At 72.3% G+C, this 25,181-nt stretch carries 23 protein-coding genes; 12 read left to right on the top strand and 11 right to left on the bottom strand.

Annotated elements, in window-relative coordinates:
- Positions 1-4: 4 nt before the first annotated feature.
- Complete coding sequence (locus JGS39_RS01360) at positions 5-655, bottom strand: TetR/AcrR family transcriptional regulator (RefSeq protein WP_219566698.1); 651 nt, start codon at positions 653-655, stop codon at positions 5-7.
- 63 nt (positions 656-718) lie between these two features.
- Between JGS39_RS01360 and JGS39_RS01355 the strand changes: the two genes are divergently transcribed.
- The 3 genes from JGS39_RS01355 to JGS39_RS01345 all read left to right on the top strand — a co-directional run bounded on the left by JGS39_RS01355 (position 719) and on the right by JGS39_RS01345 (position 2,956).
- Positions 719-1,870 carry an acyl-CoA dehydrogenase family protein gene (locus tag JGS39_RS01355; protein ID WP_219566697.1) on the top strand — a complete coding sequence of 384 codons (1,152 nt, stop codon included), beginning with the start codon at positions 719-721 and terminating at the stop codon, positions 1,868-1,870.
- 86 nt (positions 1,871-1,956) lie between these two features.
- Complete coding sequence (locus JGS39_RS01350) at positions 1,957-2,247, top strand: YiaA/YiaB family inner membrane protein (RefSeq protein WP_219566696.1); 291 nt, start codon at positions 1,957-1,959, stop codon at positions 2,245-2,247.
- An 85-nt stretch (positions 2,248-2,332) separates the two neighbouring features.
- The gene (locus tag JGS39_RS01345; protein ID WP_219566695.1) at positions 2,333-2,956 is read left to right on the top strand and encodes a TetR/AcrR family transcriptional regulator; all 624 of its coding nucleotides are present in this window, start codon (positions 2,333-2,335) and stop codon (positions 2,954-2,956) included.
- Between the two features lie 71 nt (positions 2,957-3,027).
- Here the strand turns inward: JGS39_RS01345 and JGS39_RS01340 are convergent, their stop codons facing one another.
- A complete protein-coding gene (locus JGS39_RS01340; protein ID WP_148016099.1) occupies positions 3,028-3,489 on the bottom strand; it encodes a MaoC family dehydratase in 462 nt (153 codons plus the stop codon).
- A 124-nt stretch (positions 3,490-3,613) separates the two neighbouring features.
- Here JGS39_RS01340 and soxR point away from each other — a divergent pair, with 124 nt between their 5' ends.
- Complete coding sequence (gene soxR / locus JGS39_RS01335; RefSeq protein WP_219566694.1) at positions 3,614-4,087, top strand: redox-sensitive transcriptional activator SoxR; 474 nt, start codon at positions 3,614-3,616, stop codon at positions 4,085-4,087.
- A 57-nt stretch (positions 4,088-4,144) separates the two neighbouring features.
- On the opposite strand, the gene JGS39_RS01330 is transcribed toward soxR, so the two are convergent.
- Entirely contained in the window at positions 4,145-4,756 is a 612-nt protein-coding gene (locus JGS39_RS01330) for a hypothetical protein (protein WP_219566693.1), read from the bottom strand.
- A 229-nt stretch (positions 4,757-4,985) separates the two neighbouring features.
- Here JGS39_RS01330 and JGS39_RS01325 point away from each other — a divergent pair, with 229 nt between their 5' ends.
- Positions 4,986-7,832 (top strand): penicillin acylase family protein, encoded by a 2,847-nt coding sequence (locus JGS39_RS01325; protein WP_219566692.1) that lies wholly within the window; start codon positions 4,986-4,988, stop codon positions 7,830-7,832.
- Between the two features lie 111 nt (positions 7,833-7,943).
- Here JGS39_RS01325 and JGS39_RS01320 read toward each other — a convergent pair whose 3' ends face one another.
- Positions 7,944-9,221: an exo-beta-N-acetylmuramidase NamZ family protein gene (locus JGS39_RS01320; RefSeq protein ID WP_219566691.1), complete on the bottom strand. Its 1,278-nt coding sequence runs from the start codon at positions 9,219-9,221 to the stop codon at positions 7,944-7,946.
- Positions 9,222-9,405: 184 nt separating this feature from the next.
- Here JGS39_RS01320 and JGS39_RS01315 point away from each other — a divergent pair, with 184 nt between their 5' ends.
- The 3 genes from JGS39_RS01315 to JGS39_RS01305 are packed head-to-tail and all read left to right on the top strand — an operon-like array spanning position 9,406 to position 12,458.
- A complete protein-coding gene (locus JGS39_RS01315) occupies positions 9,406-10,170 on the top strand; it encodes an SDR family oxidoreductase (protein WP_219566690.1) in 765 nt (254 codons plus the stop codon).
- Positions 10,167-11,825: a class I adenylate-forming enzyme family protein gene (locus tag JGS39_RS01310; RefSeq protein ID WP_219566689.1), complete on the top strand. Its 1,659-nt coding sequence runs from the start codon at positions 10,167-10,169 to the stop codon at positions 11,823-11,825. Before JGS39_RS01315 ends, JGS39_RS01310 begins: the two co-directional genes overlap by 4 nt.
- Positions 11,826-11,864: 39 nt before the next feature.
- Positions 11,865-12,458, top strand: coding sequence for a TetR/AcrR family transcriptional regulator (locus JGS39_RS01305; RefSeq protein WP_148016106.1), 594 nt, complete (start codon positions 11,865-11,867; stop codon positions 12,456-12,458).
- A gap of 24 nt (positions 12,459-12,482) precedes the next feature.
- Here the strand turns inward: JGS39_RS01305 and JGS39_RS01300 are convergent, their stop codons facing one another.
- Entirely contained in the window at positions 12,483-13,361 is an 879-nt protein-coding gene (locus JGS39_RS01300) for a LysR family transcriptional regulator (protein WP_219566688.1), read from the bottom strand.
- A gap of 74 nt (positions 13,362-13,435) precedes the next feature.
- On the opposite strand from JGS39_RS01300, the gene JGS39_RS01295 reads away from it, so the two are divergent.
- Both JGS39_RS01295 and JGS39_RS01290 read left to right on the top strand, forming a co-directional pair.
- On the top strand, positions 13,436-13,600 hold the full coding sequence (locus tag JGS39_RS01295) for a hypothetical protein (RefSeq protein ID WP_219566687.1): 165 nt from the start codon (positions 13,436-13,438) through the stop codon (positions 13,598-13,600).
- Positions 13,601-13,655: 55 nt separating this feature from the next.
- Positions 13,656-18,215 carry a HEAT repeat domain-containing protein gene (locus JGS39_RS01290; protein WP_219566686.1) on the top strand — a complete coding sequence of 1,520 codons (4,560 nt, stop codon included), beginning with the start codon at positions 13,656-13,658 and terminating at the stop codon, positions 18,213-18,215.
- A 50-nt stretch (positions 18,216-18,265) separates the two neighbouring features.
- Here JGS39_RS01290 and JGS39_RS01285 read toward each other — a convergent pair whose 3' ends face one another.
- Positions 18,266-19,480 (bottom strand): acyl-CoA dehydrogenase family protein, encoded by a 1,215-nt coding sequence (locus JGS39_RS01285; RefSeq protein WP_219566685.1) that lies wholly within the window; start codon positions 19,478-19,480, stop codon positions 18,266-18,268.
- Positions 19,481-19,488: 8 nt separating this feature from the next.
- Positions 19,489-20,517, bottom strand: coding sequence for a phosphotransferase family protein (locus JGS39_RS01280; RefSeq protein ID WP_219566684.1), 1,029 nt, complete (start codon positions 20,515-20,517; stop codon positions 19,489-19,491).
- A 153-nt stretch (positions 20,518-20,670) separates the two neighbouring features.
- On the opposite strand from JGS39_RS01280, the gene JGS39_RS01275 reads away from it, so the two are divergent.
- Together JGS39_RS01275 and JGS39_RS01270 are read left to right on the top strand one after the other, a co-directional pair.
- A complete protein-coding gene (locus JGS39_RS01275) occupies positions 20,671-21,960 on the top strand; it encodes a glucarate dehydratase family protein (RefSeq protein ID WP_219566683.1) in 1,290 nt (429 codons plus the stop codon).
- Positions 21,961-22,020: 60 nt separating this feature from the next.
- Positions 22,021-22,956 (top strand): NADP-dependent oxidoreductase, encoded by a 936-nt coding sequence (locus JGS39_RS01270; RefSeq protein ID WP_219566682.1) that lies wholly within the window; start codon positions 22,021-22,023, stop codon positions 22,954-22,956.
- A 134-nt stretch (positions 22,957-23,090) separates the two neighbouring features.
- Here JGS39_RS01270 and JGS39_RS01265 read toward each other — a convergent pair whose 3' ends face one another.
- Genes JGS39_RS01265 through JGS39_RS01250 form a run of 4 tightly spaced genes read right to left on the bottom strand, consistent with a single transcriptional unit; the run spans position 23,091 to position 25,157 of the window.
- Positions 23,091-23,402, bottom strand: a complete 312-nt coding sequence (locus tag JGS39_RS01265; RefSeq protein ID WP_219566681.1) for a DUF202 domain-containing protein — start codon at positions 23,400-23,402, stop codon at positions 23,091-23,093.
- Positions 23,399-23,794: a YidH family protein gene (locus tag JGS39_RS01260; RefSeq protein WP_219566680.1), complete on the bottom strand. Its 396-nt coding sequence runs from the start codon at positions 23,792-23,794 to the stop codon at positions 23,399-23,401. Before JGS39_RS01260 ends, JGS39_RS01265 begins: the two co-directional genes overlap by 4 nt.
- A gap of 43 nt (positions 23,795-23,837) precedes the next feature.
- Entirely contained in the window at positions 23,838-24,350 is a 513-nt protein-coding gene (locus JGS39_RS01255; protein ID WP_219566679.1) for an NUDIX domain-containing protein, read from the bottom strand.
- A gap of 33 nt (positions 24,351-24,383) precedes the next feature.
- Positions 24,384-25,157 (bottom strand): glucose 1-dehydrogenase, encoded by a 774-nt coding sequence (locus JGS39_RS01250; protein WP_219566678.1) that lies wholly within the window; start codon positions 25,155-25,157, stop codon positions 24,384-24,386.
- Between the last annotated feature and the right edge of the window lie 24 nt (positions 25,158-25,181).

The raw sequence follows: 25,181 nt of genomic DNA, 5'->3' as shown, positions 1-25,181 counted from the left end.
CTCTCTACCGCACCTGCCCCGCGGGCGGGGCGTACTGCAGGGCGAGCCCGTCGATCAGCGCCCGCAGTCCTGTCTCGAAAGCCCCCTCGTCGACCTGCTGGCGGCGCTCCGCGAGCAGGTGGGCCTGGCCCAGGTGCGGGTAGTCGGCCGGGTCGTACGCCGTCTCGTCGTCCACGAAGCCCCGGGCGAACGAGCCGAGGGCCGAGCCGGTGATGAAGTAGCGCATGAGGGCGCCGATGTACGTGGCCTGGGCCGGCGGCCAGCCGGCGCGGACCATGGCGCCGAACACCGCGTCGGCGACCCGCAGGCCGGCCGGGCGGCGGCCGGGGCCCTGGGCGAGCACCGGAACGATGTGCGGGTGCGCGCTGAGCGCCGCACGGTAGGAGACGGCCCAGTCGTGCAGTGCGGCCCGCCAGTCGCGGGTGTCGGACTCGTCGAACATCGACAGATCGACCTGCGCGGAGACGGAGTCGGCGACCGCGTCCAGGATCTCGTCCTTGTTGCGGAAGTGGTTGTAGAGCGACGGCCCGCTGACCCCGAGCTCGGCCGCGAGGCGGCGGGTCGAGACGGCGTCGAGCCCCTCGGCGTCCACGAGGGCGCTCGCCGTCTCGACGATGCGGTCTCTGCTGAGAAGGGGCTTGCGCGGGCGGGCCATGCGGCACATAGTAGGCCCTGCATCCCTAAAACTAGCAGTGCTAATTAAAGTGAGGGTCGAAGGATGAACCTGGAGCTCAGCGAGGAGCAGGAAGCCGTCCGGCAGCTCGCCAAGGACTTCGTGGCCCGGGACATCGCCCCGCACGTCGTCGAGTGGGACCGGGCCGAGAACGTCGACAAGTCGATCGTGAAGAAGCTGGGCTCACTCGGCTTCCTCGGACTGACGGTCCCCGAGGAGTACGGCGGTTCGGGCGGCGACCATCTGACGTACTGCCTGGTCACCGAGGAGCTCGGCCGCGGGGACTCCTCGGTCCGCGGCATCGTCTCGGTCTCGCTCGGCCTGGTCGCCAAGACCGTCGCCGCGTGGGGCGACGAGGAGCAGAAGCGGCAGTGGCTGCCCGGGCTGACCTCCGGCGACGCCGTCGGCTGCTTCGGCCTCACGGAACCGGGCACGGGATCGGACGCCGGGAACCTGACGACGAGGGCCGTCCGGGACGGCGGTGACTACGTCATCAACGGCAGCAAGATGTTCATCACCAACGGCACCTGGGCCGATGTGGTGCTGCTCTTCGCCCGCACCAACGACACCCCCGGGCACAAGGGCGTGTCCGCCTTCCTGGTGCCCGCGGACACCCCCGGCCTTACCCGGCGCACCATCCACGGCAAGCTCGGTCTGCGCGGCCAGGCGACCGCCGAACTGGTCCTGGAGGACGTCCGCGTACCCGCCGGCGCCCTCATGGGCCCGGAGGGCAAGGGCTTCTCCATAGCCATGTCGGCGCTGGCCAAGGGGCGGATGTCGGTCGCGGCGGGCTGTGTCGGCATCGCGCAGGCGGCCCTGGACGCGGCCGTGGGGTACGCGGGGGAGCGCGAGCAGTTCGGCAAGTCCATCGCGAGCTACCAGCTCGTCCAGGAGCTCATCAGCGACATCTCCGTGGACGTCGACGCCGCCCGTCTGCTGACCTGGCGGGTGGCCGACCTGATCGACCGCGGCGAGAACTTCGCGACCGCCGCGTCCCAGGCGAAGCTCTTCGCCTCCGAGGCCGCCGTCCGCGCCGCGAACAACGCCGTCCAGGTCTTCGGCGGCTACGGCTACATCGACGAGTACCCCGTCGGCAAACTGCTGCGCGACGCCCGGGTGATGACGCTCTACGAGGGCACCAGTCAGATCCAGAAGCTGATCATCGGCCGCGCCCTGACGGGGGTGTCCGCCTTCTGATCCCCGCGTGACCGGGCGGGAGTCTGAGTACCGCGTGAGTACGGCGGCGGATGTGGCGCACGCCATGCCGTCCGATGCTGGGCGGCATGAGTGAGACGACCACGGTCAAGCAGCAGAACACCGCCGCCTACTTCGGCCAGGCCGTCGCGTCCTTCGGGATCGCGATGGGGGCGGTGACGCTCGGAATCTACTTCCTCGACGCCGACGTGTGGGTGCGCGCCTTCCTCGCCATCGGCGTCCTCTACCTCGTCACCTCCGCCTTCACGCTGGCGAAGGTCATCCGGGACCGGCAGGAGGCGGGGCAGATCATCAGCCGGGTCGACCAGGCCCGGCTGGAGAAGATCCTCGCCGAGCACGACCCCTTCCGGAAGCTCTGATGATCTCCCCACACCCTTACCTCTAAGCGCTTGCTCAGGATCGGGGTATGGTGTTCGTCCTGCTGACTGAGAGGGGCGACCGACGATGAGCACGGCGGAGGAGACCGACGGCGAGAACACGCCGTGGTCCGAAGTGACGCCCGAGGCCGCCCGACGGCTTCTCGTGGCGGCCGTCGACGCCTTCGCCGAGCGCGGCTACCACGCGACCACCACACGGGACATCGCGGGCCGTGCCGGGATGAGCCCCGCGGCGCTCTACATCCACTTCAAGACGAAGGAAGAGCTGCTCCACCGGATCAGCAGGATCGGGCACGACCGTGCCCTGACCCTGCTGGAGTCGGCGGCCGACGGCGAGGGCTCGGCCACCGAGCGGCTGGACGGCGCAGTGCGGGCCTTCGTCCGCTGGCACGCCGAGCGGCACACCACCGCACGTGTGGTCCAGTACGAGCTCGACGCGCTCGCCGAGGAGCACCGCACCGAGATCGTCGAGCTGCGCCGCAGGAGCGACGCGGCGGTGCGCCGGATCATCGGTGAGGGCGTGGCGGCGGGGGAGTTCGACGTGTCCGACGTTCCCGGCACCGCACTCGCCGTGCTCTCGCTCTGCATCGACGTCGCGCGGTGGTTCAACGCGCAGGGCAGCCGTACGCCGGACGAGGTGGGCGAGCTGTACGCCGGGCTCGTACTGCGGATGGTCGCGGCCGGGCGCTGACGGCGCCCGGACCGCCACGAGGGCGTCGGCCCCGGCCCCCGCGGGGGCCGGGGCCGACGCCCTCGTACGGCTCAGAAGTAGAAGCGCGACACCGACTCGGCGACGCACGCGGGCTTCTCGCCGCCCTCGCGCTCGACCGTGACGACGGCGGTGACCTGCACGCCGCCACCCGCCTCCTCGACGCTCTTCAGGACGGCCGTCGCCCGCAGCCGGGAACCCACGGGCACGGTGGAGGGGAAGCGGACCTTGTTGGTCCCGTAGTTGATGCCCATCTTCGTGTTCTCGACCCGCATGACCTGCGGTACGAGCGCCGGCAGCAGCGAGAGCGTGAGGTAGCCGTGCGCGATCGTCGTCCCGAACGGCCCGGCCGCGGCCCGCTCCGGGTCCACGTGGATCCACTGGTGGTCGCCGGTGGCGTCGGCGAAGAGGTCGATCCTCTTCTGGTCGACCTCCAGCCAGTCACTGTGTCCCAGCTGCTCGCCCACGCCGTCACGCAGCTCCTGCGCGGACGTGAAGATCCTCGGCTCTGCCATGTCCCTGCCTTCCCGCTCTCGACCATCCATCGGGTGCCTGTCTAAGCGCTTGCTCAGCATGGTTGGCGGGTGCGTTCCTGTCAACGACGGACCGGGCGGGAACGGGCCACGTAGGGTTCGATGAGTGCCCCAGATCCCACAGACACTCCATGAACTCACGGTCGGCCAGCTCTCCGCGCGCAGCGGCGCCGCGGTTTCGGCCCTGCACTTCTACGAGGCCAAGGGCCTGATCACCAGCAGCCGCACCAGCGGCAACCAGCGCCGCTACACCAGGGACGCGCTGCGCCGGGTGGCCTTCGTCCGGGCGGCGCAGCGGGTCGGCATCCCGCTCGCCACCATCCGGGAAGCCCTGGCCGAGCTCCCGGAGGAGCGCACCCCGAACCGGGACGACTGGGCCCGGCTCTCCGAGGCCTGGCGCTCCGAGCTGGACGAGCGGATCCGGCAGCTGGCCAGGCTGCGCGACCACCTCACGGACTGCATCGGCTGCGGCTGCCTGTCGTTGGAGACCTGTGTGCTCTCCAACCCGGACGACATCTCCGGTGAGCGGATCAGCGGCTCGCGCCTGATGCCGGAGGGCAGGGCCGCGGGCAAGGCGTGAGCGGCCGGGTGCGGCCCCGTCCGGCGGCCGCGGGCGCCGGACGGGCTGCTCCGTTCCTCAGGCGATCCTCGCCAGGTCGCCCAGCCGGGTCCGCCTGGCCCTCGCCAGCGCGTCCGGGGTGAGTACGGGCTGCGGCACCACGATGCCGCAGCCGGTGCAGACCGGGCCGGACCACGGCTCGCTGTCCAGGTCCTGCCGCCACGTGATGCGCGCCTGTGCGCACACCGGGCAGCCGGCGCCGGGCTCCGACTCCAGGGCCGAGATCAGCCGGGCCAGGACCTCGGCGAGCGGTGCCGCCGGGTGGACCGCCGGGTCCTCGCACCGTGCGACCCCGTTGCCGCCCCAGGTGCGCCGGTGCCAGTCGTCGAAGGCGGCCGGCCGGCGCAGTCCCTCGTGCTTCTCCCGCTTGCGGCGCTCGGCGAACCCCGCCTCGTAACCGAGCCAGACCGCCCGCGCGGTCTCCAGCTCTTCCAGCGCGCGCATCAGCCGCGCCGGGTCGGGCGCCCGGTCCTCGGGGCCCATCCCGTGCCGGGCGCACAGATGGTCCCAGGTCGCCCGGTGCCCGTACGGTGCGAAGCGTTCCAGGCATTTGCGCAGCGAGTACCGCCGCAGTGCCAGATCGCTCCGCGGATCGCGGACCTGTCTCGCCAGACTCCGGAAACCGGCCATGGCGCCGCCACCTCCGTCGCTCGTACTCCGTTGCCCGTACTTCGGCGTCATCGAGTGGACGTACGCCTGCCCGGATCGGCTCCATCCAAAGGCCGTTCCGTCCACGGAATGAGATGACGGCTCGTCATGCGCCGGGATGTGGTGATTCGGAAAAGGTGACCGATGTTCACCTTACCGGCGGGTCATACCGTCGGTAACCTCCGGCGAACGGTCTCTCCGAGGAGCACGCATGCCCCCACGCACCCGCATGTCCGTACGCACCGGCAGGACAAGAGCCGCCACCGTCGCGGCCGTTCTCGCCCTCGGCGCGTCCCTGCTGGCCTCCGCACCCCACGCCGGCGCCGCCGAGCCGGATCCCGCCCCGGTCGTCGACTACTGCCAGGGGCAGTGCGACGACATCCTGCCGCCCGGCGAGAACGGCAACGCCACCCTGGTCGAGATCCTCGGCAACAAGGCCTTCGGCACCCATCCCGCGCACAGCGACGACCAGCTCGACCGCTACGACGGTCTGGTGGCCGGGCACACGGGCCTCACCGACCAGAAGCTGAACGACTTCTTCAACGACGCCTCGTTCGGCGTCGCGAAGGACCAGGTCGAGTCCGTCACCTCGCCCCGCGCGGACGTCACCATCACCCGCGACAAGGTCTCGGGCGTCCCGCACATCAAGGGCACCACCCGCTACGGGACCGAGTTCGGCGCCGGCTTCGCGGCCGGGCAGGACCGGCTCTGGCTCATGGACCTCTTCCGCCACATCGGGCGCGGCGAGCTGACCTCCTTCGCCGGCGGCGCGCTGGCCAACCAGGGCCTGGAGCAGCAGTTCTGGCCGCAGGCCCCGTACACCGAGGCCGACCTGGAGGCCCAGGTCGACTCCATCAGGACCCGTGAGGGCGCCCGCGGCGAACAGGCCATGGCGGACGCCCAGGCCTATGTGGACGGCATCAACTCCTACCGGGAGAAGTCGAAGAAGGGCCGCTACTTCCCGGGCGAGTACGTTCTCACCGGCAAGATCGACGCGATCACCAACATCGGCGAGATCCAGCCGTTCAAGCTCACCGACCTGATCTCGATCGCCTCGGTCGTCGGCGGCCAGTTCGGCGGCGGTGGCGGCGGTGAGGTGCAGGCGGCGCTCTCCCTGCTGTCGGCCCAGCAGAAGTACGGCGTCCAGGAGGGCACGAAGGTCTGGGAGTCGTTCCGGCAGCGCAACGACCCCGAGGCCGTGCTGACCGTGCACGACGGCACCGCTTTCCCGTACGCGAACAAACCCGGCAAGGCAGTGGGCACGGCGCTCCCGGACCCCGGCTCCGTCACCACCGAGCCGCTCATCCACGACCGCACCGGCTCCGCGGGCACCGGCGTCAAGGCGCCCGTCAAGACCCCGGCCGCCCTCGAGAAGGCCCAGGGCATCTACGACGACGGGGTCATCCCCGAGGGATCGCTCCCCGGTTCCGGCTCCGGCGCCCAGAAGCGCGGCATGTCCAACGCCCTGCTGGTCTCGGGCAAGCACACGGCGAGCGGCAACCCGGTCGCCGTGTTCGGCCCGCAGACCGGCTACTTCGCCCCGCAGCTGATGATGCTCCAGGAACTCCAGGGACCCGGCATCAGCGCCCGCGGCGTCTCCTTCGCCGGTGTCGGCATGTACATCCAGATGGGCCGCGGCCAGGACTACGCCTGGAGCGCCACCTCGGCGGGCCAGGACATCACCGACACGTACGCCGTCGACCTGTGCGAACCCGACGGCTCCACGCCCACCAAGGACTCCACCCACTACCTCTACCGCGGCGCCTGCACCGCCATGGAGAAGCTGGAGCGCACCAACTCCTGGAAGCCGACCGTCGCCGACTCCACGGCGAAGGGCTCCTACCGGATGCAGGTGTGGCGCACCGGCTACGGCATCGTCACCCACCGCGCCACCGTGGGCGGCAAGCCCGTCGCGTACACCACGCTGCGCACCACCTACCGGCACGAGGCCGACTCGATCATCGGCTTCCAGATGCTCAACGACCCCTCGTACGTCACCGACGCCGCCTCCTTCCAGCAGGCGGCGAGCAACATCGACTACGCCTTCAACTGGTTCTACGCGGACTCCCGCACCGCCGCCTACTACAACAGCGGCATGAACCCGGTGCGGGCGGCGGGCGTCGACCCGGCGCTGCCCGTCCGGGCCGGGAAGGCGTACGAGTGGCAGGGCTACGACCCGGCGGCCAACACCGCCGCCTACACCCCCTTCGCCGAGCACCCGCACTCCAGCGGCCAGGACTACTACGTCTCCTGGAACAACAAGCAGGCCGAGGGGTACGCCTCCGCGGGCTTCGGGCTCAGCGCCGTGCACCGCGCCGACCTGCTCGACGACCGGGTGGCGAAGCTGGTCGAGGAGGGCGGCGTGACCCGCGCCTCCCTCACCCGGGCGATGGCGGACGCCGCGCTCACCGATCTGCGCGGCGAGCAGCTGCTCCCCGAACTGCTCAAGGTGATCCGCTCCCAGCCGGTCACCGACCCGGACCTCGACGCGGTGGTCCAGCGGCTGGACTCCTGGCGGGCGGCGGGAGCCCAGCGCAAGGAGAGCAGCCCGGGCTCGCACACGTACACCTACGCCGATGCCGTACGCGTCATGGACGCCTGGTGGCCGAAGCTGATCGAGGCGGAGTTCAAGCCGGGGCTCGGTGACGACCTCTACGGAGCGCTCACCGCGAACCTCGCCACGGACGAGTCCCCGGCGGCCAGCCACGGGCCGAGCGGCGCCCACAGCGGTTCGGCGTTCCAGTACGGCTGGTGGGGCTTCGCCGACAAGGATCTGCGTCAGGTGCTGGGGCAGCCGGTCAAGGGACCGCTGGCCAGGCCCTACTGCGGCAACGGCGATCTGAGCAGCTGCCGGGCGGCGCTGCTGTCCACGCTGAAGCAGGCGGCGGCGGTGCCGGCGGCCGAGGTCTACCCGGCTGACGACAACTGCAAGGCCGGCGACCAGTGGTGCACGGACTCGATCATCCACCGGGCGCTGGGCGGGATCGCGCAGAAGGCGATCCACTGGCAGAACCGCCCGACGTACCAGCAGGTGGTGGAGTTCCCGGCACACCGCTGAATGCCGCGCCCGGTTCCAGCCCCTCCGGCGGGCAATTCCAGCCCGTCCGGCGATTGAGGACGGAACCGGTTCGCCGGGCGGGCCCGCACTCAGCGGGCCCGCCCGCCAGGCTCACCGGTACTGCAAGTACCGCTTCCGGACCGCCCGGAACGCGGCAAGGTCATCCGCCCACGCACCCACCACCTCGTCCGTGTCCGCGCCCGCGTCGATCATCGTGCGGACCCGGGTGTTGCCGGTGAGCTTGTCGATCCAGTTGTCGGGCCGCCAGGCGAACCCGCTCCAGGACTGCTTCGCCGTGACGAGCAGCGCGATGCCGGTGCGCACCGGGTCGAAGACCTCGCGGTCCTGGACGTGCACCTGCACCCCGCCCACGGTCTTGCCCTGGAACTTGGAGAACGTCGGCGCGAAGTACGCCTCGCGGAAAGCCACTCCGGGCAGGTCCAGCGCGTTCGCCGCCGCCGCCCATGTGTGGTCGACGCCCTCGGCCCCCAGCAGTTCGAACGGCCGGGTCGTGCCGCGTCCCTCGGAGAGGTTGGTGCCTTCGAAGAGACAGGTGCCCGAGTAGACCAGCGCGGTCTCGGGCGTCGGCATGTTGGGGCTCGGCGGCACCCACGGCAGCCCGGTCCCGTCGAAGAAGTCCGAGCGCGACCACCCCGACATCTTCACGATCTCCAGGTCGGCCGGACGGTCCGCGAGGAACTCCCCGTTGAACAGCAGCGCCAGTTCGGTGACCGTCATGCCGTGCGCCTGTGAGATCTCCCGCCGCCCCACGAAGGTGCCGAACGCGGGATCGAGCACGGGGCCGAGCGCCGCCCGTCCCGTCACCGGGTTCGGCCGGTCCAGCACCACGAACTTCTTCCCCGCGAGGGCGGCCGCCTCCAGGCAGTCGTACAGCGTCCAGATGTACGTGTAGAAGCGGGCTCCCGCGTCCTGGATGTCGAAGACGATGGTGTCCACGCCGGACGCGGTGAAGACGTCGGCGAGCGCCTGCCCGCTCTTCAGATAGGTGTCGTAGACCGGCAGCCCGGTCGCCGGGTCGTCGTACCGGCCCTCCGAGCCGCCCGCCTGCGCGGTGCCGCGGAAACCGTGCTCGGGGCCGAAGACCGCGGTCAGGTCCACCCGGTCGTCCGGGTGCATCACATCGACGATGTGGCGCACATCGGACGTGATCCCGGTGGGGTTGGTGACCACACCGACACGCTGCCCCTTCAGCAGGGCGTAGCCGTCCGCCGCGAGCCGGTCGAAGCCGGTGCGGACCCGGCCGTGTCCACCGTCGTGCCCCTTGCCATGAGCGGGGCGGGCAGCCGCGGGTCCGGCGGACGCGGCAGTCGCCGCGAGCGCTCCCACCGCACCGCCGGCGGCCAGCAATCCACGTCTGGACAGGCTCATTCAGCTACCTCCATGATCGCGACGTCTGTCATGGTCACGCACGCTAGCGCGCGTGACGGCCGCAGGGAACGAGCCGGACGGGGCGGCTGTGGTTCCAGGGGCGGATGACTCGCCCGCACCCCTTCCCCGACGACATACCGACCGGTTAGTCTGCCGGTGCAGTCGGCTGAGAGAGGCGGGACCGATGAGTACGGTGCAGGGCGCGGGCGTAGTGGTCACGGGAGCCGGAGGCGGCATCGGAGCCGCCCTGGCCCGCAGATTCGCCGCCGAGGGCGCACGGGTCGTGGTCAACGACCTCGACGAGGACCGGATCAAGGCGCTCGCCGAGGAGATCGGCGGCACCGCGGTCGCCGGCGACGCCTCGCAGATCGTCGAGGCCGCACGGGACGCGCTGGACGGCACCGTGGACGTCTACTGCGCCAACGCCGGCCTCGCCTCGCCCGGTGACGTCCTCGCCGACGAGGAGGTCTGGGCCGCCGCCTGGGACGTCAACGTGATGGCCCATGTCCGCGCCGCCAAGGTGCTGGTCCCCCACTGGCTGGAGCGCGGCAGCGGCAGGTTCGTCTCCACGGCCTCGGCCGCCGGACTGCTGACGATGATCGGCGCGGCGCCTTACAGCGTCACCAAGCACGGCGCGGTCGCCTTCGCCGAGTGGCTCTCGCTCACCTACGGCCACCGCGGCATCAAGGTCCACGCGATCTGCCCGCAGGGCGTGCGTACGGACATGCTCACCGGCGCCGGATCGGCCGGGAAGCTCGTCCTCGCCCCCGGCGCGATCGAGCCCGAGGACGTCGCCGACGCCCTCTTCGACGCCATGGACAAGGACCGTTTCCTCGTGCTGCCGCACCCCGAGGTCGCCGACTACTACGGCGCCAGGGCAGAGGACACCGATCGCTGGCTCCGCGGCATGAACCGCCTCCAGCGCAAGTGGGAGGAGACCGGCGCATGAGCGAGTCGATCTACGCGGCGAAGCCCTGGCTCCCGCTGCTCAGCGAGGCCCAGCGGGCCCCCGTCCACCCCGCCGAGACACTGGTGCACGCCTTCCGCGACTCCGTCGCCCGGGCGCCCGGCCATCCGGCGCTCGCCTACTTCGACGGACGCCTCACCTACCGCGAGGCCGACGAGCTCTCCGACTCCGTGGCCGGGCACCTCGCCGCCCGGGGCCTGGAGCGCGGCGACCGGGTCGCGATCATGCTGCAGAACTCCCCGCAGTTCGTGCTCGCGCTGCTCGGTGCCTGGAAGGCCGGGGCGACGGTCGTCCCGCTCAACCCGATGTACAAGTCCGCCGAGGTCGGTCACGTACTGAAGGATGCCGAGGTCACGGCACTGATCTGTTCGGACCGGGCCTGGGAGGCGTATCTGCGGGACACCGCAGCCGGCGCCCTGTCCGTCCGGATCGCCGTCACCGCGTGCGAGCTGGACCTCCAGACTTCGAGCGACGAGCGGGTACTGAACTTCGAGCGGCTGCCGGCCGCCTACGACGCCGACGACCTGGTGGCCGTCGCCAGGCAGGGCCTCGCGGCCCCCGCCGGCCGGGAGCTCGCCGCCACCGACGTGGCGCTGATCAGCTACACCTCCGGGACCAGCGGCACCCCCAAGGGCGCCATGAACTCCCACGGCAACATCATGGTCAACGCCGAGCGCCAGCGCACCGGCCACCCGATCGCCGAAGGCTCCGCCTACTTCGCCCTCGCCCCGCTCTTCCACATCACCGGCATGGTCTGCCAGCTGGCCGCCTGCCTCACCAACGCGGGCACCCTGGTCCTGGCGTACCGCTTCCACCCCGGCGTCGTCCTCGACGCCTTCACCGAGCACCGGCCCGCCTACACCGTCGGCCCGTCGACCGCCTTCATGGCGCTCGCCGCGACCCCGGGTGTCACGCCCGAGCACTTCTCCTCCTTCCAGGTGATCTCCTCCGGCGGCGCACCCCTGCCGCCCGCGCTCGTCGAGAAGTTCCGGTCGGGCTTCGGCCCGTACATCCGCAACGGCTACGGCCTCACCGAGTGCACCGCCCCCTGCGCCTCGGTGCCGCCCGAGCGCGAGGCGCCCGTCGACCCGGTCTCCGGCACCCTCTCGGTCGGCGTGCCCGGCCCGGACACGGTCGTGCGGATCATCGACGAGAACGGGGCCGAGGTCCCGTTCGGCGAGCAGGGCGAGATCGCGGTGCGCGGCCCCCAGGTCGTCACCGGCTACTGGCGGCTGCCCGAGGCGACCACCGCCGCCTTCCCGGACGGCGAGCTGCGCACCGGCGACATCGGCTTCATGGACCGTGCGGGCTGGCTCTACGTCGTCGACCGCAAGAAGGACATGATCAACGCCTCCGGCTTCAAGGTCTGGCCGCGCGAGGTCGAAGACGTCCTCTACACCCACCCCGCCGTGCGCGAGGCCGCCGTCGTCGGTGTCCCCGACGCCTACCGCGGCGAGACGGTCCGCGCCTACGTAAGCCTGCGGCCCGGAGCCTCGGTCGAACCCGGTGAATTGGGTGCGTACTGCAAGGAACGGCTTGCCGCGTACAAGTATCCGCGCGAAGTCGAGATCCTGACGGAACTTCCCAAGACCGCAAGTGGGAAGATCCTCAGGCGGGAACTGCGTTCACCCCGCTAGGACCGGTTCACGCGAACTCACGGAAGGAAGGTGGCGGCTATGGCCAAGGCGACGGACGGGAGCGGTACCCCCGTCCCCCAGCGGCTGCTGGCCGCCGCCACCCGGCTCTTCGCCGAGCAGGGGTACGACCGCACCTCGGTCCAGGAGATCGTCGAGGCGGCCGGCGTCACCAAGGGCGCGCTCTACCACTACTTCGGCTCCAAGGAGGACCTCCTCCAGGAGGTCTACGCCCGGGTCCTGCGGCTTCAGCAGGAGCGCCTCGACGCCTTCGCGGAGGCCGACGCCCCCGTCGAGCAGCGGCTGCGCGAAGCCGCCGCCGACGTCGTCGTCACCACCATCGAGAACCTCGACGACGCCTCGATCTTCTTCCGCTCCATGCACCACCTGAGCCCCGAGAAGAACAAGCAGGTACGGGTGGAGCGGCGCCGCTACCACGAGCGCTTCCGGGCCCTCGTGGAGGAGGGACAGCGCAGCGGGGTGTTCTCCACGGCCACCCCGGCGGACCTGATCGTCGACTACCACTTCGGCTCGGTCCACCACCTGTCGACCTGGTACCGGCCGGACGGCCCGCTGTCCCAGCAGGAGGTCGCCGACCACCTCGCCGACCTGCTGCTGCGCGCCCTGCGGCCGTAGGGCGCTGCCCGGGCAGGGCGCCGCTCAGGCGCCGCGGCCGGCCAGCCGGCCCAGCAGCGCCTCCGCCGCCGGATTGCGCGGCCGGGGCGCCCGGCCCACCAGCACCACGGTCCGGCCCGGTTCCGGCTGCCGGATGCTCACACACGGCAGCCCGGCGTCCTCGCCGATGCGGCGGGGCACGATCGCGACGCCGATGCCCGCCCGTACGAGGTCGACGAGCAGCCGGATCTGCGTCACGTCACAGGTGATCCGGCGCTCCAGGCCGCAGTGCGCGGCCAGCCGCCGTACCGCCGTCTCCAGGCCGGTGCCCGCCCGGAAGTCCACGAACGGCTCGTCGGCCAGGTCCTTGATCAGGGTGCGCCCGGCCGTCGCGAGCCGGTGGCCCGGCGCTGTGATGAGCACGAGGTCCTCCTGCCAGGACGCGAACGCCGTGATGCCTTCCGGGAGTTCGGCCGCGTCCGGCGCGAGATAGGCGAGGTCCAGCTCGCCGGCGCGGACCCCCGCGACCAGTTCCGGGGTCGTCGCCTCGCGCAGCGAGATCTGCACCCCGGGCCACAGCCGGTGGAACGCGGCGAGCTCGGCGGCCAGGTCCACGCAGGTCAGCGTCTGGATCGTACCGATCCGCACCCGCCCGGTGGCCAGCCCCGACACGGCGGCCACCGCGTCGCGTGCCGCGTCCGTCCCGGCCAGCACCGTACGGGCGGAGGGCAGCAGTGCACGGCCGGCCTCGGTGAGGACCACCCGGCGGCCGGTCCGATCGAACAGATCGGCGCCCAGCTCCCGTTCGAGGTTGCGGACGGACGTGCTCAGCGCCGACTGCACGATCAGTTCGGCGCGGGCGGCGGCGGTGAAGCTGCCGTGCGTGATCACCGCCATGAAGTGGCGGAGCTGGCGAATCTCCATCCATCTACGGTAGCGATCACAGGCAGCGAATCCATCTGTTGGACCGAATCGGTCCGCGGGGTGAAGCTGGATACATGGCACACATCCAGGTTTCGACGCGCGTTCCCCCTCTGTGGAAGGTGGCCTACGGGCCGCACCGCCCGATGGCCGTCCGGATGCTCGCCCGCTGCCTGCTGCGGGTGCGGGCCTTCGCCCGCGAACTGGCGCTCGCCGACCACGTGCCGTACGGCGGCTACTGACGAAGGCCGGAAAAGGCGTTGGTGGAGCCTCGGCGCCCCCGGTTAGCATCCGACGATGCGGACACCGGCCGACGACGAGTTCCACGCCCTGGGCCGACTGCTCGGGCACCCGGACCCCGTGCAGCGCCACGCCGGCCTGGTCCGGCTGGCCGAGCGCGTCACCGCATGTCCGCCGTCCGACGACGAGGCGATGGACGTACTCGCCGGACTGCTGCCCACGACGCTCACCGGCCCTCCGGAGGCCGACCTCCTGCTGGCCGGGCTGTACGAGCGACTGGGCCACCGCCCTACCGGCCGCCCCCGGCCGCCGTGGCGCACGGCCGGTCAACTGCCCGCGCAGGTACGGATCGCGTGGCTGCGCGCGGATGTGCTGCACGATCCCGGAGTGCTCCGCGACGAGGTCCCGGGCGAACTCCTCTACCAGGCCGTGCGGGGGGCGGATATCACCGCCACGCACCGGCCGGCGCGGCTCGTGGACGAGCTGGCGGGCAGCGGCGATCCGGTGCTCCGGGCCGAGGCGCTGCGGCTGGCCCGGGAGGGGCTGCACGCCGGACTCCTGGCCCCGGGGCCGGTCCGGGAGAAGCTGATCGCTCTGCTGGGGGCCTCCGGAACCCCGGCGGTCGTCGCGGGCGCGCTGGGCGCACTCGCAGAACCGTGGGCGGCCACCGACCCGCTGCCGCCCGGCCTCTTCGCCCCGTTCCTCCATTCCGATCCGGAGCCGGGGCGGCCCGAAGTGGCCGAGGCCGCCCTCGTGGCTGCCGCGTGCCACAGTCACCGGGACCTGCTGCGACGGGCCGCCGGGGACCCCGGCCTCGCTCCGGGCCTCCGCCGGCGTGCGATGGAACTGCTCGGCGGGCTCGCGGACCGCGACGACATCGGCGAGCTCACGGCCACCGCCGCCCGCGACCCGCTGCTGCTCGGCGGCCCGGCCGTGGTGTGCCTGCGCGGCCTCCACCGCCGCGGGCACTTCCCGGACGGCCCGGCTGTCCGCACCGTCATCGAACTGGCCCTGGCCGATCACTCGATCCCGCCCCGTGACGTGGCGACGATCCTCTACACCTCCCGCACGGAGATGCTCCGGGTCCTGACGGACGCGCCGGCCGGCGATCCGGGCTGGCCACGACGGCTGGACCTGCTCGTCGCCCTGGCCGGGCAGGGCGCGGGGGACCTCCCGATCGGGGAAGCCGTCGCCCGCGCACTCCCCGCGGCCCCGGCTCCCGCGCCCTTCCTCGACGCGATCCGCGCACTGCGCCACACCGGCGCGGAAGAAGCCGTGATCGCCCTGCTGCCCTCGGCACCGGCCGCGGCCCTGGACGCGCTGGAGGCGATCGGCGGGGACCTGACGGTACGGGCCCTGCACGACGGCCTGGCCCCCGCCGCCGGCGGGACGGCGCCCCACCTGCGCCCTGTACGCAACCGGGCCCTCGAACTGCTGTGGCTGCTGAACCGCGATCCGGTGCGGCGCGGCGACCTCCTCGCCCGGCTCGACCCCGTCGATCTGCCGTCGCGCATCGCGGCGGACCTCGGCCGGCCGGATGCGCGGGAACTGGCCCTGCTGAGTTCCCACCTGGACCCGGAAGCACCCGTGGCGGCGCTGCGCCGGCTGGCGGCCCACGGCGACGCGGGCACCCTCCCGGTCATCGCCGATCTGCTGCTGCGCATCGTGGCCGGGCAGGCCGCGGCGAGGAGCCCAGACGCGGCCCCCCGGACGTGGGAGCACGGAAAGCCGGCCGGTGAGCCCGTCGTGCCGCAGGAGGTCCCGGAGGCCATCAGCGCCCTGGGCCGCCGGCTCCACGGGCGCGGCGCGATCCGGCCCGTCTGCCTGCTCGGCGCCAAGGACGCGCGGGAGGCCGGAAACGCGCTGGTCGCCACCGTGGCGCTGGACCTGCTGGACCGACCCGGACTCTCCGACGACGAGCAGGTGGTCCTGCTCGAACTGCTGCTCAGCGCCCCCTGGAAGGGAACCCGGGCGCGGGTGCACCGGCTGCTGCGCCACCACGACCGGCACGTACGCAAGCACGTCATCGCCCTGCTCGCCCACGACGCCACGGGCGAGGACGCCCAGGCCCTCTCGGCGACGCTGATCACGCTGACGCGCGCCCAGGACGTCCAGACCGTCCGGCAGGCCCTGCTCGCCCTGGGCCACGCCCGGGCCCACTGGGCGAGCGCCGCGATCGCCGCCTGCCTGGACCATCCGAACATGAACATCCGGAAGACGGCGGCCGAGGCGCTGGTCCGGGCAGGCGCACCGGAGGCGCTCCCGAAGCTTCTCGCCCGGCTCGGCCGGGACAGCAACCCCGGTCTGCGCGACACCCTCGTCGCGGCCCTGCGCGCCGTCCTCGGCGACGCCTACACGGCCACCCTCGTCGCCGCCGCCGAGCACAGCCGCGACGACGCCGCCCGGCGCCTGCTGCTGGAGGGCCTCGACGGCGTCCTCGCCGCACGTTCGGTCCTCACGCTGGACGAACAGAGGTCACCGGTGGCCCCAGCTCTCCTTGCTCTGGTGGCGTCCCGCCGGGTCGCACCGGCCTCCGGCACCGTGGAGGATCTGGCACCGGCCATGGCCCGGCACGGGATCACCGCACCGGCCGCCACGTCAGCGGCGTCCGGTGCCGCGGACCATGACATCGAGGCACTGGTGACCGGGGGCTGGGACCCCGGGGCCGCGCGGCGCCTCGCCGAGCGGGACGAGCCGCTCGGCCCCGCCCGGGCGCAACAGCTGCGGCCGATGGCGGGCGACTGGCTCGCGATGGCGGGCTCCCTGCCGGGCCCCCGGGACAAGGCCCTCCGGAACAAGGTGCTGAGGTTCGCGCTGGGACTCTGCCCCGGGCCCCGGAGCCACGGGGAACTCACGGTGTTCTCCCGGTCCGCCCCGCTCCTGCTGGACGCGCTGGCGGATGCCCGGGGCAAGGACCGGCACGATCTGATCGCCGTACTCGAAGGCATCGCGCCACTGCTGACGGCCACCGAGAAACCGGCCGCCGTCGCCGCGGTACGAGCCCTTGGCCCCGCACCGGCGACGCCGAACCGCTCCACGCTGACCCTGCTGCGCCGCCTCGGCGCGGTACCGGTCCGCGCCGATCTCGACCGGGCCCTGGCGGACGCCCGGCTCGGCGCCGACCCCTGGCAGGCCCTGACGGCCGTGCTCCGGGAGGCCTTCGCCGTACCGGAGCCCGACGACGCCGCACCCGTGTCCGCCGGGGCCCGGGCCTGGCGGTCCGCCTTGGCCGAGGCGGTCCGGGCACCTGACACCCTGGCCGGGTTCCGCCGCGCGGACGACGGCACGCTCCCCTCGCGGGACCGGCTGGCCGCGCTGATCGAGGCCCACAGCAGCGCCGCTCCCGGCGTCCGCCCCGCCCTCGTCGACTGGATGACGTGGCTCCAGCCCGTCGACGCGCCCCCCTGGAACCTCGCGGAGAGCGCCCGCGCCTCGGAGCCGCCCCGGCGCCGGGTCCGCGCCGACGACCTGGACCAGCCGCGTTCGGCGGCACTGCGGGAGCGGCTGCTCGCCATGCTGGGATCGGCCGGGGCGGAGGGCAGACGGACCGCTGCCGAGGCGCTGGCGCGGTGGCCCGAGCCGGAGGCCCGCCTGGCCGTGCTTCGCGCGTACCTCCGCGGCCGGGTCACCCTGCCCGCAGGAGCCGGGACCGCCCGCGTGCTCGGGGCCCTCGGTGCTCTCGCCGGGACGGAGCTGCGCGCCGACGGGATCCTGCGCGACCGGGTGGCACGTGCCGCCGCGGGGCTCGGCCCGTGGGAGCTGGAGCGGCTGGTGCCGCTGCTGCTGGAGTGGTGGGAGCACGCACCGCCCGTCGTGGCCCGGGCCGCCGGGGACGCGCTCCGCGCGTATCCCGCCGACGCGCTGGCCGAGGTGCTCGGCGACCGCCTCGACGCCGGGGCCTGGGGATACCTGGACCTGCTCGCCGGACGCCCGCTTCTGCGTACCCCGGCCCTGACACGGACCCGCAGCCGCCTGCGTACGGAAGGGCGCACCGAACTCGCCGACCGGCTGCGCCTCGTGGAGGGCCCACTGCGGGGCCCGGAGGCCGGGCAGCAGGACGCCGCGGCACTGGCAGCCCTTCGCGACCGCACCGCCGCCGGTCCCACCGCGACGGGACACCGCCCGGCCCGGCGTGAACTGCTGGACCTCGCCGCAACCGGCACACCGGAGCAGATCTGCCGGGCCCTCACGGAACTGGCAGCCGCTCACCCGGGCCCCGAACCGGACCGGGACCCGCAACTCATGGACCTGCTGGGCGGGTTGCTCATGCACCCCAGACCCAGGGTCCGGCTGCGCGCCCACCGGACCTCACGGGCGATGCTCGGCCGGAGCGCCCATCTGCGCCACACCGAACTCCTGCTGGACGACCCCCGGCCGGACGTCGTCCGCATGGCGGTCCTGACGCTCTGCCGGGCCGGCTGGGAGCCGGCGGTCCCCGCGGTGACGGCTCTGCTCGGGCACCCGCACGCCGTCGTCCGCGATGCCGCGGCCGAGGGGCTCGTCGGGCTGGGCGGCGCGGCGGTCCCGGCGCTCCGCCACGCCACCGCCCGTGCCCGGCCCGACCGGCGCTCCCGTTACACGGAGGTCCTGGACCGGATCGGGGGCGGCGAACACTGACGTGATCCGCCGCCCCGTCCGGCCGCCTGCCGTCCTCCCCGGCCCACCGCCTACAGGTACTTCTTGATCTCCCGCCGGGCCAGCGACCGCTGGTGCACCTCGTCCGGACCGTCGGCAAGCCGCAGCGTCCGCGCCGCCGCCCACAGTTCGGCCAGCGGGAAGTCCTGGCTGACCCCGCCCGCGCCGTGCAGCTGCACCGCCTGGTCGAGGATGGTGACGACCGCGCGCGGGGTGGCGATCTTGATGGACTGGATCTCGGTGTGCGCACCGCGGTTGCCGACCGTGTCCATCAGCCAGGCCGTCTTCAGCACCAGCAGCCGCAGCTGCTCCACCGTGACCCGGGCGTCGGCGATCCAGTTCTGCACGACGCCTTGCTGGGCGAGCGGCTTGCCGAAGGCCGTACGGGCAACCGCGCGCCGGCACATCAGCTCGATGGCGCGCTCGGCCATGCCGATCAGCCGCATGCAGTGGTGGATCCGGCCCGGACCCAGCCGCGCCTGGGCGATGGCGAACCCGCCGCCCTCCTCGCCGATCAGGTTCGTGACGGGCACCCGCACGTTGTCGAAGACCACCTCGGCGTGACCGCCGTGGGAGTGGTCCTCGTATCCGTACACCTGCATGGCGCGCTTCACCGTCAGACCCGGGGTGTCGCGCGGGACCAGGATCTGCGACTGCTGGCGGCGGATGTCATCGCCGTCCGGGTCGGTCTTGCCCATCACGATGAAGATCGCGCAGTCCGGGTTCATCGCCCCGGAGATGTACCACTTGCGCCCGTTGATGACGTAGTCACCGCCGTCCCGGGTGATCCGGGTCTCGATGTTCGTGGCGTCCGACGAGGCGACCTCCGGCTCCGTCATCGCGAACGCGGACCGGATCTCCCCGGCCAGCAGCGGCTGAAGCCACTGCTTCTTCTGCTCCTCGGTGCCGAACTGGGTGAGCACCTCCATGTTCCCGGTGTCCGGCGCCGCACAGTTCAGCGCGGTCGGTGCCAGGTGCGGGGAGCGGCCCAGGATCTCCGCCAGCGGCGCGTACTGGAGATTGGTCAGCCCACCGCCGTACTCGGCGTCCGGCAGGAAGAGGTTCCACAGTCCCTGACTGCGGGCCTCGGCCTTGAGGTCCTCCACCACCTGCGGGGTGTCCCACGGCGACGCCAGCAGCGCGCGCTGCTCCTCCGCGGTCTGCTCCGCCGGGTAGACGTGCTCGTCCATGAAGGTGAGCAGCTTGGCGCGCAGCTCTTCGGTACGGGCGTCGAATGCGAAGTCCATGAGGTGGGTCAGCCTTCCTGGAGGGTGGTGAGGCCGTGCTCGATGAAGACGGGGACGAGGTCGCCGATGCGGTCGAAGCCGCCGCCGACCGTCTGGCCCAGGGTGTAGCGGTAGTGGATGCCCTCCAGGATCACGGCGAGCTTGAACCAGGCGAACGCCGTGTACCAGGAGATGCCGGAGGTGTCCCGGCCGGAGCGTTCGGCATAGCGCTCGATGAGCTCGGCGGGGGAGGGGTGGCCGGCCGCCCCGCTGGTGGTGGAGACCGGCGAGTCGGGCAGATCCAGATCGGAGCTGTACATGACCAGCAGACCGAGGTCGGTCAGCGGGTCGCCGAGCGTCGACATCTCCCAGTCGAGGACGGCCTTGATCTCGTCGTCCGCCCCGATCAGCACGTTGTCCAGGCGGAAGTCGCCGTGGACGACCGTGGGGGCGGGGGACTCGGGCAGCTGCCGGCCGAGCGCCGCGTGCAGCTCGTCGATGCCGGGAAGTTCGCGGTTGCGGGAGGCGTCCAGCTGCTTGCCCCAGCGGCGCAGCTGCCGGTCCAGGAACCCCTCGGGGCGTCCGAAGTCCCCGAGGCCGACGGCCTGCGGGTCGACGGCGTGCAGCTCCACGAGGGTGTCGACCAGACCCAGCACCGCCTTGCGGGTGCGCTCGGGGCCCAGCGGGGCGAGCTGCTCCGCCGTGCGGTACGGGGTTCCCTCGACGTACTCCATGACGTAGAACGGCGAGCCGATGACCGAGTCGTCCTCGCAGAGCAGCACCGGTTCGGGGACCGGGACGGCCGTCGGGTGCAGCCCGCTGATCACGCGGTGCTCGCGCTTCATGTCGTGCGCGGTGGCCAGCACATGACCCAGCGGCGGCCGCCGGACGACCCATCGGCCGGTGCCGTCCGTCTCCGTGACGAAGTAGGTCAGGTTCGAACGGCCGCCCTCGATGAGCCGGGCCTCGAGCGGTCCGTTCACCAGCCCCGGCCGCTCGCGGTCGAGATGTCCGCGCAAGCGGTCGAGGTCGAGACCTGGCGGGTGGACTGGGCTCATCGTGCGCACCTCCGGGGTGAGTGGATCGTCGGTGTTCATGATGCCGACCAGTCGGTATGTCGTCCAGTGAACTTCCGCAACGGAATGTGTGACTCCGGCCCGAATGGTGGGCGGACCCTGGCATTCAGTCGCATGGCTGAATAGAGTTCACGTATGAATACAGACTGGTTGATCGACGAAGTCCGGCTGACCCCGATCCTCATCGCCGACCCGCCGCTCCTCAACACCCAGGGCGTTCACCAGCCCTACACCCCCCGGCTCATCGTGGAGGTCGTCACCCGGGGCGGAGTGACCGGCATCGGGGAGACCTACGGCGACGGGAAGTACCTCGAACTGGCCGAACCCCTGGCCGCGGCCCTGCCCGGACGCCCGGTCAGCGATGTGAACGGCCTCTTCGCCCTTGCCGACGAGGTGTGCGGCGATTCACGCGCGGCCGACGAGCGCGTCGACGCGGGCGGACTGCGCGGCGTCCAGACCGCCGACAAGCTGCGGCTCTCGGTGGTCTCCGGCTTCGAGGTGGCCTGCCTGGACGCCCTGGGCAAGACCCTCGGCCTGCCCGTGCACGCGCTGCTCGGCGGCAAGGTCCGCGACAGCGTCGAGTACAGCGCCTACCTCTTCTACCGCTGGGCCCAGCACCCGGAAGCCGGGGAACGCGACGACTGGGGCGCGGCCGTAGACCCCGCCGGAGTGGTCGCCCAGGCGCGGCGCTTCGCCCGGGAGTACGGCTTCTCCTCCTTCAAGCTGAAGGGCGGCGTCTTCCCGCCCGACGAGGAGATCGCCGCGGTCCGCGCACTGGCCGAGGCGTTCCCCGGGCAGCCGTTGCGCCTGGACCCCAACGGGGCCTGGTCCGTCGAGACCTCGCTGTACGTCGCCGAGCAGTTGAAGGACGTACTCGAATACCTGGAGGACCCGGCGAGCGGCACGGAACTGATGGCCGCCGTCGCGGCCGGCACCGACGTACCGCTGGCCACTAACATGTGCGTCACCACGCTCGCCGAGGTCCCGGAGGCCTTCGCCCGGGGCGCTGTCCAGGTCGTCCTCTCCGACCACCACTACTGGGGCGGGCTGCACCGCACCCGTGAACTGGCCGGCATCTGCCGCACCTTCGGCGTCGGCCTCTCCATGCACTCCAACACCCACCTCGGGATCAGCCTCGCCGCCATGACGCACGTCGCGGCCACCGTCCCCAACCTCGACTACGCCTGCGACAGCCACTACCCCTGGCAGACCGAGGACGTCATCACCACCCGTCATGTCTTCGCCGACGGCCGGCTGGCCGTCTCCGACGCCCCGGGCCTCGGCGTCGAACTCGACCGGGAACGCCTCGCCGTGCTGCACCGCCGCTGGCTCGACGACGACGGCACGATGCGCGAGCGCGACGACGCCGCCGCGATGCGCAAGGCCGAGCCGGGCTGGTCGACGCCCGCGATCCCGCGCTGGTGACGGCGCGCGCCGCATCCGCCTGAGTTGCGGGCACGCCGGGTCGCCCCGAGGGTCGAGTACATGAAGGCGATCAGCTACAGCAGGTTCGGCGGGGCCGACGTCCTGGAGTACGGGGAGCGCCCCGATCCCAAGGTCGGCCCCGACACCGTCCTGGTGAAGGTACGGGCCGCGGCGGTCAACCCGGTCGACCGCGTCGCCCGGGAGGGACACCTGGACGCCGCGATGGACACGGTGTTCCCGGTGATTCCCGGCTGGGACGTGTCAGGGGTCGTCGTCCAGCCCGGCATCGCCGTCCACGAGTTCGCCGTCGGCGACGAGGTCATCGGATACGTGCGGGAGGACTTCCTCAGCCGCGGCACCTTCGCCGAGTACGTGGCCGCGCCGGTGCGCACCCTGGCCCGCAAGCCACTGAGCCTGAGCTTCGAGGAGGCGGCGGGCCTGCCCCTGGCCGGTCTCACCGCCTACCAGGTGCTGTACCGCTCGCTGCGCATCCGCGACGGCGACACCGTCCTCGTCCACGCGGCGGCCGGCGGCGTCGGCTCGCTGGCCGTGCAGATCGCCCGCCACGCCGGATGCCGGGTCATCGGCACCGCGAGCGAACGCAACCACGACCATCTGCGACAGCTGGGTGCGGAACCCGTGGAGTACGGGGACGGCCTCGCGGACCGGCTGCGGGCGCTGGCCCCGGACGGGATCGACGCCGCCTTCGACACCGTGGGCGGCGAGGCCCTGCGGGTGTCCGCCGAGACGCTCGCGCCGGACGGTCGCCTGGCCTCCATCGTGGACAGCGAGGTGTTCTCGTACGGCGGCACGTACGCGTTCGTGCGGCCCGACGCGAAGGACCTGGCCCATCTGGCGGAGCTGGCCGAGCGCGGCATCGTCTCGGTCCATGTGGACCGGGTCTTCCCGCTGGCCGAGACCGCGGAGGCCCATCGGCTCAACGCCGAGGGCCGCACCCGCGGGAAGATCGTCGTCACCGTGGACTGGGAGAGCTGACCACCGGCGGGCCGCTCAGGACGCCGTGGCCGCGGCGAGTACCGCCGCTCAGGACGGCGTGGCTGCGGCGAGCACTGGGGGGCTGACCACCGGCGGGCCGCTCAGGGCGGCGTGGCCGCGGCGAACACAACCGTTCAGAACAGCATCGCCGCGGCGAACACCGCCAGCGCGACGGTGAACGCCGCGGCCAGCAGCGCCGCGCGGACCTCCATCGGCTGCGGGCGCGAGGTGCCCATGCCCTGTACCCGGCGGTTCGCCACCCGCAGGAAGCCCAGCCAGGCCAGCACGCTCAGCGACAGGGCGACGACCCCGGCCGGGGTGGCACCGCCGTGCAGGGCCTGCTTCCCGGCCAGCAGCGCCACGACCGTGCAGGACAGCGTCGTACGCCGCCATGCCAGCCTGGTCCGCTCGGGCTGGAGCCCCGGATCGCGTTCCGCCGCGGTCACCGGCCCTCCCAGCCGAACAGGACCACCACCACCATCGCCACGGCCACCACGGCCACCGCCAGACTCAGCAGAGTCGGGAACCGCGACACCGGGAGGTCCTCCCCGCGCCGCATCGCCCGCTCGCACCGCACCCAGTGGTTGACGGCCCGCAGCGCGCACAGCACTCCCGCCGCCAGCAGGGCGAGCGCCAGGCCGGCACGGACGCCCCACACCAGCTCCGGCAGGAACTGGTCGACCGCGAAACCGCCCCCGATCAGTGCGAGAGCCGTTCGGATCCAGGCGAGGAAAGTCCGCTCGTTGGCGAGCGAGAAGCGGTAGTCAGGGGTGTCGCCCTCTTCGCGGATCCGCTGCGGTGCGCACCACAGCCGCAGACTCTGCACAAAATCGTTCACGTACGGACCTTATCTGCTGCTTTGGCGCCTCTTCTCGGCCGCTTCAGGGCGATGCCCGGAACGCCTGGAGCCGCCGGTAGCTTTCCATGCCGTCCGGCACCCACTGCCGGTCGCCGAGCCGCTGCTCCAGCTCCTCATCCGTGAGGAAGGCGTGCCAGGCGACCTCCTCCACCTGCGGCTCCACCGGCAGCACGCACCGTACCCGGTAGACGTACGACCACCAGCTGTGTCCGCCGCCCTCGTAGAGGAACTTGAACAGCGGCTCCGGGCGGGGCAGGCCCGTCACGCCCAGCTCCTCCTCGGCCTCGCGCAGCGCCGCCTCGTCGTAGGACTCACCGGCGCCGACGACCCCGCCGACGAACATGTCGTAGTGGGACGGGAAGACGAGCTTGGTGGCGGTCCTACGGTGCACGAAGATCCTGCCGTCGGCGTCCCGGGCCTCGACGAAGACACAGCGATGGGTCAGGCCCCGCGCGGTCGCCTCGCCGCGCGGGGCCCGGCCCACGACGACATCGTTCTCGTCGACGATGTCCAGGATCTCGTCAGATGGGTTCATGCCCCTCATCCAACATCAGACCCCCGGCGGTGTTCACTGCCCCATGACGTACTTGACGGTCGGGCCCGTGGTCCAGCCGCCGTCCACGGCGAGTTCGGCGCCGGTGACGTACGAGGCGGCGTCCGAGAGCAGGAAGACGATGGCCTCCCCGATCTCACCGGCCTCGCCGACCCGGCCCATCGGGGTGTTGGGGTAGTTGCCCTCGCCCTGCTGGATGCCGACGGAGGCCGTCATCGGGGTGTACACCATGCCGGGGTGCACCGAGTTCACCCGTATCCCGGCAGTGCCGAGCTCCACCGCGCCGACCTTCGTCAGACCGCGCACGCCCCACTTCGACGCGCCGTAGCTGGAGGTCAGGGCGAGGCCCATCAGACCGGCCGCCGAGGAGATGTTGACGATCGAACCGCCACCGTTCTCCTTCATCACCGGGATCACCGTCTTCATGCCGATGAAGACGGCCGTCAGGTTGATGTCGATGACCTTGCGGAAATGCTCGACCGTCTCGGTCTCCAGCGGCTGACCGGTCGAGACCCCCGCGTTGTTGACGAGGCCGTCGATCCGTCCGGACTCGGCGAGGGCGAACGCGGCGACGCGCTGCCAGTCCTCCTGCGAGGTCACGTCGTGGTGGAGGAAGCGGGCCTTCGGCCCGAGTCCGGCCGCGGTGGCCTCGCCCTCCTCGTCCAGTACGTCGGTGATCACCACGTCGGCGCCGCGGGCCACGGCAAGGCGTGCGGCCTCGGCACCGAGGCCGCGGGCGGCGCCGGTGATGATGACGGTGCGGCCGGTGAGGCTGTTCTTGTCGGTCATGACATGTCCTTCTTGTGGTGCGGG

This window comes from Streptomyces poriferorum (genome assembly GCF_019399235.1).
Taxonomy (GTDB): Bacteria; Actinomycetota; Actinomycetes; order Streptomycetales; family Streptomycetaceae; genus Streptomyces; species Streptomyces poriferorum.
The sequence above is the reverse complement of the archived record's forward strand: the minus strand, read 5'-3'. Positions and strand labels throughout refer to the sequence as shown.